This window comes from Streptomyces sp. NPDC031379, assembly GCF_055569615.1.
In genome coordinates this window covers 26,349-38,693 of record NZ_JBVIIT010000033.1, presented here as the reverse complement: position 1 = coordinate 38,693, position 12,345 = coordinate 26,349, and the positions used below count along the sequence as shown (strand labels likewise).

Genomic DNA, 12,345 nt, shown 5'->3' with positions numbered 1-12,345 from the left:
TCACAGATCCCCCGCGATCGTGTTCCGCTCGCTCGGCTGCACGTACACGAGGCCGTCGCCCTCGAAGCGGATCTGGAAGGCCTCGCCGCCGCCCTCCCCGAGGAGCGTGCGGAACGTCACACCCGACTGGAAGGACTGCCGCACCTCGCCCTGGTGGGCGATGTAGGCGCCCGGGTCGACGGTCAGCGGGTACTGCGGGCTGACGCGCAGCACCACCGCCGGCCCGTCGGACAGGATCGCCGCCTGTCCGTGCCCCTCGACGGTCGTCGTGAAGAGGCCGTTGCCCTGCGAGGCGCCGCGCAGCCCCGTGAACGTCGTGCCCGTCCTGAGCCCCGCGTCGGTCGCCAGCAGATTGCTGGACTCGACGTAGAGCTTGTCCCCCTGGAGGCCGACCAGGTTGATCTCCGAGGCCCGGTCCGCGAACCAGCACGTCCCATGGCCTTTCACCTCCATCACCGTCATCTGCTCGCCGGTGAGCCGCCGGGTCACCATCCCGCGCAGCCCCTCGCCGCCACCGCTCAGCTTCTTGAAGGCCATCTGCCCGTCGTACGCGACCATCGAGCCGTTCTTCGCCTTCACGGCGTCCCCGGTCATGTCGACGGCGAGCACCTTGCTCCCTTGGAGTCGGAACATCGCCACGCAGCGAAAGTAGCGGTGACGCGGGTGGGCGGAACAGGGCCCGTGGGTGGACCCGCACCCTGAGCGGACCCCTAGGGGCACCGTTTGTCACAATGGGGGAACGCTTGTGCGTGCGTTCACAAACCGGCCGTCCGTAACCGGCAGACCGTCGTCGCTACTCCCACCGAAGGTGATCCGTGGACATCAAGACCGCCACCTCCCTCCGCCGCCTCCGCCTGGTCTCGGCCCCCGAGGCCGTGTCCTTCCTGATCCTGCTCGTCTGCTCGGTGCTCAAGCGGACCTCGGACTTCAACGCGGTCCCCGTGATGGGCGCGGTCCACGGTGTTCTCTTTGTCCTGTACGTGATCTTCTGGGCGGACGCCTGGAACCGCACGAAGTGGCCGCTGCGGACGGCGGCCCTCTACTTCGTCCTCTCGGTGCTGCCCACCGGTGGCTTCTTCGCCGAGCGCAAGCTGCGCCGCGAGGCCGAGGACGCCGTCATCGCCGCCCGCGCCCGCAAGGAAGGGGTCGTGAACGCATGATCGTCGCCTTCTCCGTGACGCCGCTGGGCGTGGGCGAGGACGTGGGGGAGTACGTCGCCGACGCCGTGCGCGTGGTCCGCGAATCGGGCCTGCCCCACCGCACCGACGCCATGTTCACCTCGATCGAGGGGGAGTGGGACGAGGTGATGGACGTGGTCAGGCGCGCCGTCGCCGCCGTCGAGAAGCGCGCCCCGCGTGTCTCGCTCGTCCTCAAGGCGGACATCCGGCCCGGCGTGACCGACGGACTCACCTCCAAGGTCGAGACCGTCGAGCGGCACCTGGCGCAGTAGTCCCCGTACGGCCCGTACCCGCGAAACCCCGGTCCTCGCAGGCCGGGGTTTTCTCGTGGCCGTCGTTTGAGCGATCGCTCAAGAAGGTGTACGTTCACCCCACAAGACTTTGAGCATTCGCTCAAACAGTGGTTGACGGGGGAACACCATGGGTCTCTACATCGAGACACACATACGCGCCGACCTCGACGAGCTGTGGGCGCACACCCAGGAGCCCGCCCGGCACCAGCGCTGGGACCTGCGCTTCACCGAGATCGACCACCTCCCGCGCGCGCAGGACGAGCCGCAGCGCTTCCGGTACGCCACACGCGTGCTGCCGTTCCTCACCGTGTCCGGCACCGGCGTCGCGGCCGGCGAGAAGGAGCGCCCCGACGGCACCCGTACCTCCGCCCTGCGCTTCTCCTCCCCGCATCCGCTCTCGCTGATCGCCGAGGGCAGCGGCTACTGGCGCTACGTGCCCGACGCGCACGGCGTCCGTTTCCTCACCGGCTACGACTACCGCCCCCGCTGGGGCGCCCTCGGCGCCCTCGGGGACCGTGTGCTGTTCCGCCCGCTGATGGGCTGGGCGACCGCCTGGTCCTTCGACCGCCTCCGGCTCTGGCTGGAGCGGGGCGTCACCCCCGAGCGCGCCCGGTGGAACTGGTTCGCCGAGCTGACGGTGCGCGCGCTCGTCCTCACCGCCTGCCTGGCCGGTCTCGGGCCCGGCTCCTTCCTCCGCCTGTCCGGGCCCCTCCCCGACGCCACGGCCTTCCTGTGCCCGCTGCTGCTGGTGGTCGGCGGCTCCCTCGCCCTGTTCAAGGCGCCGCTCGCCTGCACCCCGGCCGCCCGCCGGTGCCTGCGCGCCCCGGTCACCCAGACCCGGGCGCCCCGACTGTTGCGCACCCTGGAGAAGCACGGATGACCTCGATGTTCCAGACCGTCATGGGCGCCGACTTCGACCGGCTGCACCCCCGGCTCCGACGCCGCTTCTCGGTGGGTGTCGAGAGCGGCGAGGCCTGCGCCGGCCGGGGCGTGATGGACCGGATCTGGCACGGACCGGCGTACGTGAAGCCGTTCCTCGCGCTGGGCGCCACCCGTAACATCCTGGTCCCCAGGGCCGGCCGGAACGTCCCCTTCGTCATCGAGAACGTGCCGTACACCGACTCCTTCGGCCGTGAGACGGTGAGCTTCGTGCGCACCTTCGACCTGCCCGGCCGCTGCCGCCGCTTCGACGCCCAGATGGTGCTCAGCCCCAAGGGCGACCGCATCCTCGACTACCTCGGCACCCACCAGCACCTGGCCAGCGAGCTGCACTTCCGCGCCGAGCCCGACGGCTCGCTGCTCATCCGCTCCGGCGAGCACCGTTTCCGGGAGGGGCCGGTGGACGTGCGCGTACCCGAACTCGTCGGGGCGACGGCCGAGGTGCGCGAGTCCTACGACGACGCGGCCGGCCGCTTCCGCATCCGGGTACGCGTGGTCAACCGCTGGTTCGGTCCGCTCTTCGGCTACGAAGGTTCCTTCACGGCCTCGTACACGGACCTGCGCGGCCGCGGGGTGCGGCGCGGGCTGCGACCCGTGCGGGAGGAGGCGCGCGCATGAGCCCGGAGACGGCGAAGTCGCAGGAGACCAAGGCCAGGCTGCTGGAGGGCGCGCTACGGACGCTCACGGAGCAGGGGATCGCGAAGACCTCGGCCCGGACGGTGGCGGCGGCGGCCGGCGTCAACCAGGCCCTCGTCTTCTACCACTTCGGATCGGTGGACGAACTGCTGGCGGCGGCCTGCCGGTACGGGGCGGAGAAGGCCGTGGCACGGTACCGGCCCCGCCTCGCGGAGGTCACCTCGCTGTCCGAACTCCTCGCCGTCGGCCGCGAGATCCACGAGCACGAGCGTGCCGGCGGCCATGTGGCGCTGCTGGGCCAGCTGCTGGCCGGCGCCCCGACCCACGCGGCCCTCGGCCCGGCCACGGCCGCCGGCCTCTCCCTGTGGATCACCGAGATCGAGCAGGTGCTCAGACGGGTGCTCGCGGCGACGCCCTTCGGGGAGTTCGCGGATCCGGCGGGACTGGCTCGTGCGATAGCCGCGTCCTTCGTGGGGATCGAGCTGTACGAGGGCGTCGACGAGGGGGGCGCGCGGGCGGCGCTGGACGCCTTGGAACAGCTCGGCGCGCTGGTGGCGGCGGTGGAGTCGTTGGGACCGGTGGCACAGCGGGCGGTGCGGCACCACCTGCGGCGGGTGGGCCGCTGAGGGGTGGCCCGGGCACGGCCGGGTGTGGGTGCGTCGTGGCCGCGTGCGCAGTCCCCGCGCCCCTGGGCCGGCTGTGCCGCCCCGTGCCGTCCGGGGCGGCTCTCTGTGCCGGTCTGAACCCTCTCGGTCCGGCGGGAGTGTCAGCCACCCGAGGTCAGCGCCATCCCCAGCGGTGTCCGTTCGTAGAGGACCTGGTGGCCGTAGCGGCGGCCGGTCAGGAGGCCGGCGTCGCGCAGGACCGTCAGGTGGGCCGAGACCGACGAGGCGGCCAGTCGCAGCCGGTGCGCGAGCGCCGTGGTGGTCGCGGGCTCGTCCAGCGCGGCCAGCACGGCCGCCCGGTTGCGGCCCAGCAGCCGTACCAGCGCCTCGGGCGTCCGCTCGGCCGGTTCCGCCCACAGGCCGCCGATGCCGCGTGCCGGGTAGACCACGGCCGGCTGCCAGGGCGGCGGGAAGCTGCTGATCACGTCCGGCCAGGTGAACACGCTCGGCATCAGCACCAACCCGCGCCCGCCGAGGTGCCGCTCGTGCTCGCCGCCCGACTCCACGGTCAGCGTCGACTCCTGCCAGCCGCAGCGCGCGTGGACCTCCGGCAGCAGCACGCCGAGGCCGACCTCGGCCAGCCGCCGGGAGTGGAAGGCGATGTCCGCCTCCAGCAGCGCCCGCAACCGGGGCCAGTCCGGCTCGACCAGCACCCGCCAGGCCTCCTCCAGCGCGTCCGCCAGCTCCCGCACCATCCGCTCCGGGTCCTCGAGCCAGGCCCGGCCATGCGCCGACTCCAGCGCGCCCGGCGTGCAGGCCAGCGACTCGGCGGTGTCCGCCCGGGCCGCCTCGGGATCGGCCGCCCGCACCGCCGCGATCTCCTCGTCGAAGCCCACCGCGGGGCTCAGCAGCGGCGGGACCAGCCAGTCCGGGGAGTGTCCGCGTCGCGGCATCAGCAGCCACAGCGGAGCGAGATCGAGACCGGCCGCGGCATCCCTGATCCGCCGCAGCCAGGGGGCGTGATAGCCGTGCCGGTCCGGCCGCTTGAGCGTGCGCACCGCCTCCTGCGTCTCCCAGAGGGGCGAGAGGGCGAACCGGCAGCGCAGGAAGTCGTCGTCGCCGAAGTGCAGGCGTGAGGGCATGGTCACCGCCTCGTCCCGGTCCGGCCCGCCGGACATTCGGCTGGAGCCGAAAGTCTACGGTCGCCGCCCCGGCCCCGGGCACGCTGCCCCGCATGTCCGCCCCACCCCAGGCCCCGGCGCCCGCCGGTTACGGCCGTGTCTTCGCCGTGCCCGAGTTCCGGGCCGTCTTCGCCGCGCACGTCCTGTCCATGCTCGGTGTGATCGTCAGCGAGATCGCACTGTCCGTCCTCGTCTACGACCTCACCCGCTCACCCCTGCTGAGCGCCCTCACCTTCGCGCTGGGCTTCCTGCCGTACGCGATCGGCGGCACCCTGCTCGCCCCGGTCGCCGACCGCTTCCCGGCCCGGCGCGTGCTCGTCACCTGCGATGCGGTGTGCGCGGGCTGTGTGGCCCTGATGGCGGTCCCCGGCACGGGCATCGGCGTCCTGCTCGCGCTGCGCTGCTGCCTCGCCGTCGTCGCCCCGGTCTTCTCCGGCACCCGCATGGCCACCCTCGCCGACGTGCTCGGCGACGGCGACCTGTTCGTGCTCGGCCGCTCCCTGCTGCGGATCGTCGCCCAGAGCGCCCTGCTCGTCGGATACGGCCTCGGCGGTCTGCTCCTCACGGCCGTCGCCCCCCGCCATGCCCTGCTGATCACCGTCGGGACCTTCCTCGCCTCCGCCGCGCTGCTGCGCCTCGGCACCCGGCACCGGCCCGCCCGCGCGCGGCACCGGACCGACACCCCGCCCGGTACGCGGCAGCTGTTCGCCCGCCCGCGCGTGCGCGTGCTGCTCCTCGTCTTCTGGGTGCCGTCGGCGTTCTCGGTGGTCCCCGAGGCGCTGGCGGCGCCGTACGCCGACGCCCTCGGCAGCGGGTCCGTCGGCCTCGGCCTGCTGATGTGCGCGCTGCCCGTCGGCACGGTGGCCGGAGAGCTGTTCGCCGGCTCCCGGCTCGCGCCCGCGGCCCGGGAGCGCATCGCGCTGCCCCTGCTCTGCCTGACCCTGCTGCCCTACCTCGGCTACGCCCTGCACCCCGGGCTCGCCGCCTCGCTGCTGCTCCTGCTGCTGTCGGGGGCCGGGTCGGCGTACACCCTGGGCCTGGACCAGTGGTTCGTGCGCGACGTGCCGCAGGAGCTGCGCGGCCGTGCCATGACCGTGCTGAGCGCGGGGCTGATGACGGTCCAGGGCGTCGGCATGGCGCTGGCCGGGGCGGCCGCGCAGGTGGTGGGGGTGCGCACGGCCGTGGTGGGGGCGGGAGCGGTGGGCGTCCTGTGCTGCTGCGGGCTCGCCCTGGCCGCCCGGGCGACCGAAACCCGAGACAGGGCTGCCCGGCATATGACCGGCCGGTAGGGTCTGATGACGTGCCGAAGCCACTCAGCCTCCCGTTCGATCCCATCGCCCGTGCTGACGAACTCTGGAAGCAGCGCTGGGGAAACGTGCCGTCCATGGCCGCGATCACCTCGATCATGCGGGCCCAGCAGATCCTGCTCGCCGAGGTGGACGCGGTGGTCAAGCCGTACGGGCTGACGTTCGCCCGCTACGAGGCGCTGGTGCTGCTCACCTTCTCCAAGGCCGGTGAGCTGCCGATGTCCAAGATCGGCGAGCGGCTGATGGTGCATCCCACGTCCGTCACGAACACCGTGGACCGGCTGGTGAAGTCCGGGCTGGTCGCCAAGCGGCCCAATCCCAACGACGGCCGCGGCACCCTGGCCGTCATCACCGACAAGGGCCGCGAGGTGGTCGAGTCGGCCACCCGGGACCTCATGGCCATGGATTTCGGGCTCGGGGTGTACGACGCGGAGGAGTGCCAGGAGATCTTCGCGATGCTCCGGCCGCTGCGGGTCGCGGCGGACGATTTCGACGCGGAGTGACCCGGGGCAAGATCTCCCGGAACGGGTGGTTACGCTCGACTGCATGAAAAAGAGCGTGCTGACCCGCTACCGCGTCATGGCCTACCTCACCGGTGTCCTGCTGGTGCTGCTGTGCCTGGGCATGATCGCGAAGTATGGGCTGGACGTCGACGGTGCCGCCGACTTCACCCGGGTCGTCGCCATCGCCCACGGCTGGCTGTACGTCGTCTACCTGATCTTCGCCTTCGACCTGGGCTCCAAGGCGAAGTGGCCGGTCGGCAAGCAGCTGTGGGTGCTGCTCGCGGGAACCCTCCCCACCGCCGCCTTCTTCGTCGAGCGCAGGATCAGCCACGAGCTGGAGGCCAGGGTCGCCGACGAGGCCCCGGCCGTCGCCAAGGCGTAGATCACACCGCCGTGCGAGTGTCGTACGGCGGTCTGCCATCGACATTTACTAGGACGTCCTAGTAAATTCGATGGCATGGATGCTCACGCCATCGAGGAGGGCCGCCGACGGTGGCAGGCCCGATACGACGCCGCGCGCAAGCGCGACGCTGACTTCACCACGCTCTCCGGCGATCCCGTGGAGCCGGTGTACGGGCCCCGACCGGGCGACACGTACGAGGGATTCGAGCGGATCGGCTGGCCCGGGGAGTACCCCTTCACCCGCGGGCTCCATCCGACCGGCTACCGCGGCCGCACCTGGACCATCCGGCAGTTCGCCGGGTTCGGCAACGCCGAGCAGACCAACGAGCGGTACAAGATGATCCTCGCCGCCGGTGGCGGGGGACTGTCCGTCGCGTTCGACATGCCGACGCTGATGGGCCGCGACTCCGACGATCCCCGCTCACTCGGCGAGGTCGGGCACTGCGGTGTCGCCATCGACTCGGCCGCCGACATGGAGGTGCTGTTCAAGGACATCCCGCTGGGGGACGTCACCACCTCGATGACGATCAGCGGGCCCGCCGTGCCCGTCTTCTGCATGTACCTGGTCGCCGCCGAGCGGCAGGGCGTGGATCCCGGGGTGCTCAACGGGACCCTCCAGACCGACATCTTCAAGGAGTACATCGCGCAGAAGGAGTGGCTCTTCCAGCCCGAGCCGCATCTGCGCCTGATCGGCGACCTGATGGAGCACTGCGCGGCCGGCATCCCCGCCTACAAGCCGCTGTCGGTCTCCGGCTACCACATCCGCGAGGCCGGGGCCACGGCCGCGCAGGAGCTGGCGTACACGCTCGCCGACGGCTTCGGCTACGTGGAGCTGGGCCTCTCGCGCGGGCTCGACGTGGACGTCTTCGCGCCGGGTCTGTCCTTCTTCTTCGACGCGCACCTGGACTTCTTCGAGGAGATCGCCAAGTTCCGTGCCGCGCGCCGGATCTGGGCCCGCTGGATGCGGGACGTGTACGGCGCGAAGAGCGAGAAGGCGCAGTGGCTGCGGTTCCACACGCAGACCGCGGGTGTCTCGCTGACCGCGCAGCAGCCGTACAACAACGTGGTGCGTACGGCCGTGGAGGCGCTGGCCGCGGTGCTCGGCGGCACCAACTCCCTGCACACCAACGCGCTGGACGAGACGCTCGCGCTGCCCAGCGAGCAGGCCGCGGAGATCGCGCTGCGTACCCAGCAGGTGCTGATGGAGGAGACCGGGGTCGCCAACGTGGCCGATCCGCTGGGCGGTTCGTGGTTCATCGAGCAGCTGACGGATCGCATCGAGGCGGACGCGGAGAAGATCTTCGAGCAGATCAGGGAGCGGGGGCTCCGGGCGCACCCGGACGGGCGGCACCCGATCGGACCGATCACCTCCGGCATCCTGCGCGGGATCGAGGACGGCTGGTTCACCGGGGAGATCGCCGAGTCGGCGTTCCGCTACCAGCAGGCCCTGGAGAAGGGCGAGAAGAGGGTCGTGGGCGTCAACGTCCACACCGGGTCGGTCACCGGGGACCTGGAGATTCTGCGGGTCAGCCATGAGGTGGAGCGGGAGCAGGTGCGGGTGCTCTCCGAGCGGAAGGCGGCGCGGGACGAGTCCGCGGTGCGGGCGGCGCTGGACGGGATGCTGGCCGCGGCCCGGTCCGGGGCCAACATGATCGAGCCGATGCTGGACGCCGTGCGGGCCGAGGCGACGCTGGGCGAGATCTGCGGGGTGCTGCGGGACGAGTGGGGGGTGTACACGGAGCCGGCGGGCTTCTAGACACCGCAACCCGGCACGACCGCGTCAGGGGTTCCACCCCCTGCCCCCAGGCCTGTGCCCACCCACCACCCGACTCGCCCTGCCGAGAAGCGGACGTCGCGCCCGGTTCGGCCGGTCGAGTGGCGGGCGCGCCCGGTTCGGTCGGCTGGGAGGCGCGGGTTGGTGTCGGCCTCGGCCCGGTCGGCTGGGAGGCGGGTGTGCGCCTGGATGGGTCGGCCGGGCAGTGGGCGTCGGGCCCGGTTCGGCCGGTCGAGTGGCGGGCGCGCCCGGCTGGGAGGCGGGTGTTGCGCCCGGATGGGGCGGCCGGGCGGTGGGGGGCGGTCCCGGCTAGGTCGGCTGGGAGGTGGGGGGTGTGTCCGGGGTGGGGGGTCGGGGTGTGGCCGGCTCGGCGGCCTCCGGTGATTCCGTCGACGTCAGGCCCAGCAGAAGTACCCGGGTGAAGCTGTGCACCCACTCCTCGTCGGCGGGTTTGCCGCTGACCAGGGTGCGGTGCACCACCGCGCCGGCCACCACGTCGAAGATGAGGTCCACCGTGCGGGCGGACGCGGCGGGGTCGGGCTCCGGGGGGAGTTCGCCACGGCGCTGGGCCCGTGCCCGGCCCTCCAGGACCAGACACATCTGACGGTCGACGATGGACGCGCGGATACGCTCGCGCAGGGCGTCGTCGCGGGTCGACTCCGCGACCACCGCCATCAGGCCGCTCTTGGCCTCCGGGCGGGCCAGGATGGCCGCGAACTGCAGCACCACGCCCTCGATGTCGGCGGCGAGGCTGCCCAGGTCGGGGAGCCGGAGTTCGTCGAACAACTCCGCCACCGCGTCCACGACCAGTTCGTTCTTGCCGGCCCAGCGGCGGTACAGCGTGGTCTTCGCAACCCCGGCCCGCGTCGCCACGTCTCCCAGGGTGAGCTTGGACCAGCCCAGTTCCACCAGCGCCTCCCGCGTCGCGGCCAGGATCGCGGCGTCCGCTGCGGCGCTGCGCGGACGTCCGGTACGGCTGGCGGGGGTGCGGCTCTGCATGCCCTGACCATAAACCGACGGTTTCCCCTGACGTGGTGAGAGAGATCACCGGGGCGTGGTGTCGCGAGGCGTCCTCATGGCATTACGCTACGAGTCGTAGCGAAAGCTCGCGAGGGACGTACGCGAGCGGCGACCACGGCGTGGGGTGGGGACCCGGCGCCGGCCACACCTGTTTTTTCATTCCGGCGCGGGAACGGGGAGGATAGACGCATGCAGCCACGGAACATGTCCATGAGCGGCGTCGTCGACCTCGCCGCGGTCAAGGCGGCCCAGGAGGCCAAGGCCAAGGCCGAGCAGACGCGCGCCGAAGCCGCCCGACAGGGCGGGGCGGGGGCCGTCTCCCCGGCCGATCTCGTCATCGACGTCGATGAGGCCGGGTTCGAGCGGGACGTCCTGCAGAGGTCCGCAGAAGTGCCCGTCGTCATCGACTTCTGGGCCGAGTGGTGTCAGCCCTGCAAGCAGCTGAGCCCGGTCCTGGAGCGACTGGCCCTCGAGTACAACGGGCGCTTCCTGCTCGCCAAGGTCGACGTCGACGCCAACCAGATGCTGATGCAGCAGTTCGGGGTGCAGGGCATCCCGGCCGTGTTCGCCGTCGTCGCCGGGCAGGCGCTGCCGCTGTTCCAGGGGGCGGCCGGCGAGCAGCAGATCCGGCAGACCCTGGACCAGCTGGTGCAGGTCGCCGAAGAGCGGTTCGGGCTGACCGGCCTGACCGTCGACCCGGACGCCGAGCCGGGCGGTGCCTCCGAGGCCGCGGTGGCGGAGGGTCCGTACGACGCGACGCTGAACGCCGCCGCACTGGCCCTGGACGCCGGTGACCTCGGCGGTGCCATCCAGGCCTACAAGAACGTGCTCGCCGACGACCCGGCCCACCCGGAGGCCAAGCTCGGCCTCGCGCAGGCCGAGCTGCTCGAGCGGGTGCAGGGCTTCGACCCGCAGAAGGTGCGTCAGGAGGCGGCCGAGAAGCCTGCCGACGCGGACGCGCAGATCGCCGCCGCCGACCTGGATCTGGTGGGCGGTCATGTCGAGGACGCCTTCGGGCGGCTGATCGAGACCGTGCGGCGCACGGCGGGTGACGACCGGGAATCGGTGCGGCGCCGGCTGCTGGAGCTGTTCGAGGTCGTGGGTCAGGAGGACCCGCGGGTGGTCGGGGCGCGCCGGGCGCTGGCGCGGGCGTTGTTCTGACCAGTCGCTAAACGCCACGGCTTGTGATGCCGGGGTGAAAGATTCGCCGACGAGCTGTCAGGGCGGCCGCGCTTTACCAAATCTTGGTAATCGCGGCCGCTGTTACTCGGAGTAAATCAGAGCCGTTGGTCTGTCTGGTTTCGTCCAGGGATCAACGGCTTTGTTCTGCCCTTGGATGCCACCGAGCGTCGCCCTCCGAGACCGGTCGGTCGTACTCCGGTTATCCGGCCGTTACTAGCCAGTAACGAACCCCCTTGTGCCCGGGGCGAGAATGCACCACGATCGGCGACGCTCGGTCCATTCCCGTACCCCGGCAGCCGGTTGGGTCACGGGAGACTCTGGGTCCCCACCGAGCAGAGCCGGCGGCAGTGGCGCCGGCTCTTGGACAGGGGGGTCTTCGCCGGTCGGCGGAGCCTGTCCAGCAGGGTTGTGCGTGATGCGTGTCAGGCGCGACCAGTGGTTGTCGCTCGGGGGTGATCGCCGGTGATTCGGGCGCGATTGGCGCCTCCGAGTGCGGGCGCTCTCCTTCCCGAGGACGTAGCACTTCTCCCATCCCTGCCCGGCTGAGCCGCCGATTGGGGCGAGTCCGGGCCAGGAGATGTACGTCCGAGAAGGAGGAAATATGGAGTCCCAGGTGCGTGGCGGGACCAGATGGAAGCGGTTCGCTGTGGTCATGGTGCCCAGCGTCGCCGCCACGGCGTGCATAGGTGTGGCCCTCGCACAGGGCGCTCTCGCCGCCTCGTTCAGCGTGTCCGGTCAGTCGTTCAAGGTGTCGGCGGACCAGCTCGTCGGTACCGGCTTCTCGCAGTACGGCGCCATCGACAGCGGTTACACGCTGGACGGCAAGAAGACGGCGCACCCGGTGGCCGTCTCGGCGTTCAAGCACGCCGAGATCACCAACCTGTGCCAGTCCGTCGTCACCCCGGACGTGCCGATCTTCGGCAACGTCAGCCTGATCCTGCGGGCCGGCGGCGCCGGTCACGACAAGGTCCAGGCCGAGAACATCTACATCGACGTCGCCGACCTCAACGCCGACGCGACGTTCGAGAACATCGACATCGGTGTGGCCGCCAAGGACGCCTCCAAGGGTCCGGGCATGAAGGGTGGCGGCGAGCAGGCCAACCCGTACGGGTTCGCACAGCAGGCCGACAAGGCCACGCTGGTCGACGTGAAGCAGACGGCGTGGGCGACCACCGCCGGCACCTTCAAGCTCAGCGGCCTGAAGATGTCGCTGTCGACGGGTGTCAAGGAGTGCTACTAAGCACTCGATGACGGGCGGGGGAGCCGAAGGCGCCCCCGCCCGTCCCCACTCCGGCCGCGCCTTCACGCGCGGCACACATCACCAC

Annotated in this window: 14 protein-coding genes; 11 read left to right on the top strand and 3 right to left on the bottom strand. The window is 71.5% G+C overall.

All coding sequences use genetic code 11. The annotated features are described in order from the left end of the window. The gene (locus ACZ5CW_RS36160; RefSeq protein WP_468609228.1) at positions 1-633 is read right to left on the bottom strand and encodes an AIM24 family protein; all 633 of its coding nucleotides are present in this window, start codon (positions 631-633) and stop codon (positions 1-3) included. Between the two features lie 182 nt (positions 634-815). On the opposite strand from ACZ5CW_RS36160, the gene ACZ5CW_RS36155 reads away from it, so the two are divergent. From ACZ5CW_RS36155 to ACZ5CW_RS36135, 5 genes are all read left to right on the top strand, one after another. Further along, positions 816-1,160, top strand: coding sequence for a DUF3817 domain-containing protein (locus ACZ5CW_RS36155; RefSeq protein ID WP_468609131.1), 345 nt, complete (start codon positions 816-818; stop codon positions 1,158-1,160). Continuing rightward, positions 1,157-1,450 carry an MTH1187 family thiamine-binding protein gene (locus tag ACZ5CW_RS36150; protein ID WP_468609129.1) on the top strand — a complete coding sequence of 98 codons (294 nt, stop codon included), beginning with the start codon at positions 1,157-1,159 and terminating at the stop codon, positions 1,448-1,450. The genes ACZ5CW_RS36155 and ACZ5CW_RS36150 overlap by 4 nt, the downstream gene beginning before the upstream one ends. Positions 1,451-1,598: 148 nt before the next feature. Further along, the gene (locus ACZ5CW_RS36145; protein ID WP_468609127.1) at positions 1,599-2,351 is read left to right on the top strand and encodes a hypothetical protein; all 753 of its coding nucleotides are present in this window, start codon (positions 1,599-1,601) and stop codon (positions 2,349-2,351) included. After that, the gene (locus ACZ5CW_RS36140; protein ID WP_468609125.1) at positions 2,348-3,028 is read left to right on the top strand and encodes a DUF4166 domain-containing protein; all 681 of its coding nucleotides are present in this window, start codon (positions 2,348-2,350) and stop codon (positions 3,026-3,028) included. The genes ACZ5CW_RS36145 and ACZ5CW_RS36140 overlap by 4 nt, the downstream gene beginning before the upstream one ends. After that, positions 3,025-3,672, top strand: a complete 648-nt coding sequence (locus tag ACZ5CW_RS36135) for a TetR/AcrR family transcriptional regulator (RefSeq protein WP_468609123.1) — start codon at positions 3,025-3,027, stop codon at positions 3,670-3,672. Before ACZ5CW_RS36140 ends, ACZ5CW_RS36135 begins: the two co-directional genes overlap by 4 nt. 140 nt (positions 3,673-3,812) lie before the next feature. On the opposite strand, the gene ACZ5CW_RS36130 is transcribed toward ACZ5CW_RS36135, so the two are convergent. After that, positions 3,813-4,793, bottom strand: a complete 981-nt coding sequence (locus ACZ5CW_RS36130; protein WP_468609121.1) for an ArsR/SmtB family transcription factor — start codon at positions 4,791-4,793, stop codon at positions 3,813-3,815. A gap of 92 nt (positions 4,794-4,885) precedes the next feature. Between ACZ5CW_RS36130 and ACZ5CW_RS36125 the strand changes: the two genes are divergently transcribed. The 4 genes from ACZ5CW_RS36125 (at position 4,886) to ACZ5CW_RS36110 (ending at position 8,800) form a co-directional block, all read left to right on the top strand. Further along, the gene (locus ACZ5CW_RS36125) at positions 4,886-6,121 is read left to right on the top strand and encodes an MFS transporter (RefSeq protein ID WP_468609119.1); all 1,236 of its coding nucleotides are present in this window, start codon (positions 4,886-4,888) and stop codon (positions 6,119-6,121) included. Positions 6,122-6,132: 11 nt separating this feature from the next. Continuing rightward, the gene (locus ACZ5CW_RS36120; protein ID WP_468609117.1) at positions 6,133-6,642 is read left to right on the top strand and encodes a MarR family winged helix-turn-helix transcriptional regulator; all 510 of its coding nucleotides are present in this window, start codon (positions 6,133-6,135) and stop codon (positions 6,640-6,642) included. A gap of 43 nt (positions 6,643-6,685) precedes the next feature. Continuing rightward, entirely contained in the window at positions 6,686-7,024 is a 339-nt protein-coding gene (locus tag ACZ5CW_RS36115; protein WP_468609115.1) for a DUF3817 domain-containing protein, read from the top strand. 75 nt (positions 7,025-7,099) lie between these two features. After that, positions 7,100-8,800: an acyl-CoA mutase large subunit family protein gene (locus ACZ5CW_RS36110; protein ID WP_468609113.1), complete on the top strand. Its 1,701-nt coding sequence runs from the start codon at positions 7,100-7,102 to the stop codon at positions 8,798-8,800. 327 nt (positions 8,801-9,127) lie between these two features. On the opposite strand, the gene ACZ5CW_RS36105 is transcribed toward ACZ5CW_RS36110, so the two are convergent. After that, the gene (locus tag ACZ5CW_RS36105) at positions 9,128-9,817 is read right to left on the bottom strand and encodes a TetR/AcrR family transcriptional regulator (protein ID WP_468609111.1); all 690 of its coding nucleotides are present in this window, start codon (positions 9,815-9,817) and stop codon (positions 9,128-9,130) included. 210 nt (positions 9,818-10,027) lie between these two features. Between ACZ5CW_RS36105 and ACZ5CW_RS36100 the strand changes: the two genes are divergently transcribed. Next, complete coding sequence (locus ACZ5CW_RS36100; protein WP_468609109.1) at positions 10,028-10,999, top strand: tetratricopeptide repeat protein; 972 nt, start codon at positions 10,028-10,030, stop codon at positions 10,997-10,999. A 622-nt stretch (positions 11,000-11,621) separates the two neighbouring features. Continuing rightward, positions 11,622-12,260: a DUF6230 family protein gene (locus ACZ5CW_RS36095; RefSeq protein ID WP_468609107.1), complete on the top strand. Its 639-nt coding sequence runs from the start codon at positions 11,622-11,624 to the stop codon at positions 12,258-12,260. Positions 12,261-12,345: the final 85 nt, after the last annotated feature.

Coding starts and splice junctions, on each gene's coding strand:
- ACZ5CW_RS36160 (WP_468609228.1), bottom strand. CDS start 633: ATGTTCCGACTCCAAGGGAGCAAGGTGCTCGCCGTCGACATGACCGGG.
- ACZ5CW_RS36150 (WP_468609129.1), top strand. CDS start 1,157: ATGATCGTCGCCTTCTCCGTGACGCCGCTGGGCGTGGGCGAGGACGTG.
- ACZ5CW_RS36145 (WP_468609127.1), top strand. CDS start 1,599: ATGGGTCTCTACATCGAGACACACATACGCGCCGACCTCGACGAGCTG.
- ACZ5CW_RS36140 (WP_468609125.1), top strand. CDS start 2,348: ATGACCTCGATGTTCCAGACCGTCATGGGCGCCGACTTCGACCGGCTG.
- ACZ5CW_RS36135 (WP_468609123.1), top strand. CDS start 3,025: ATGAGCCCGGAGACGGCGAAGTCGCAGGAGACCAAGGCCAGGCTGCTG.
- ACZ5CW_RS36130 (WP_468609121.1), bottom strand. CDS start 4,793: ATGCCCTCACGCCTGCACTTCGGCGACGACGACTTCCTGCGCTGCCGG.
- ACZ5CW_RS36125 (WP_468609119.1), top strand. CDS start 4,886: ATGTCCGCCCCACCCCAGGCCCCGGCGCCCGCCGGTTACGGCCGTGTC.
- ACZ5CW_RS36115 (WP_468609115.1), top strand. CDS start 6,686: ATGAAAAAGAGCGTGCTGACCCGCTACCGCGTCATGGCCTACCTCACC.
- ACZ5CW_RS36110 (WP_468609113.1), top strand. CDS start 7,100: ATGGATGCTCACGCCATCGAGGAGGGCCGCCGACGGTGGCAGGCCCGA.
- ACZ5CW_RS36105 (WP_468609111.1), bottom strand. CDS start 9,817: ATGCAGAGCCGCACCCCCGCCAGCCGTACCGGACGTCCGCGCAGCGCC.
- ACZ5CW_RS36100 (WP_468609109.1), top strand. CDS start 10,028: ATGCAGCCACGGAACATGTCCATGAGCGGCGTCGTCGACCTCGCCGCG.
- ACZ5CW_RS36095 (WP_468609107.1), top strand. CDS start 11,622: ATGGAGTCCCAGGTGCGTGGCGGGACCAGATGGAAGCGGTTCGCTGTG.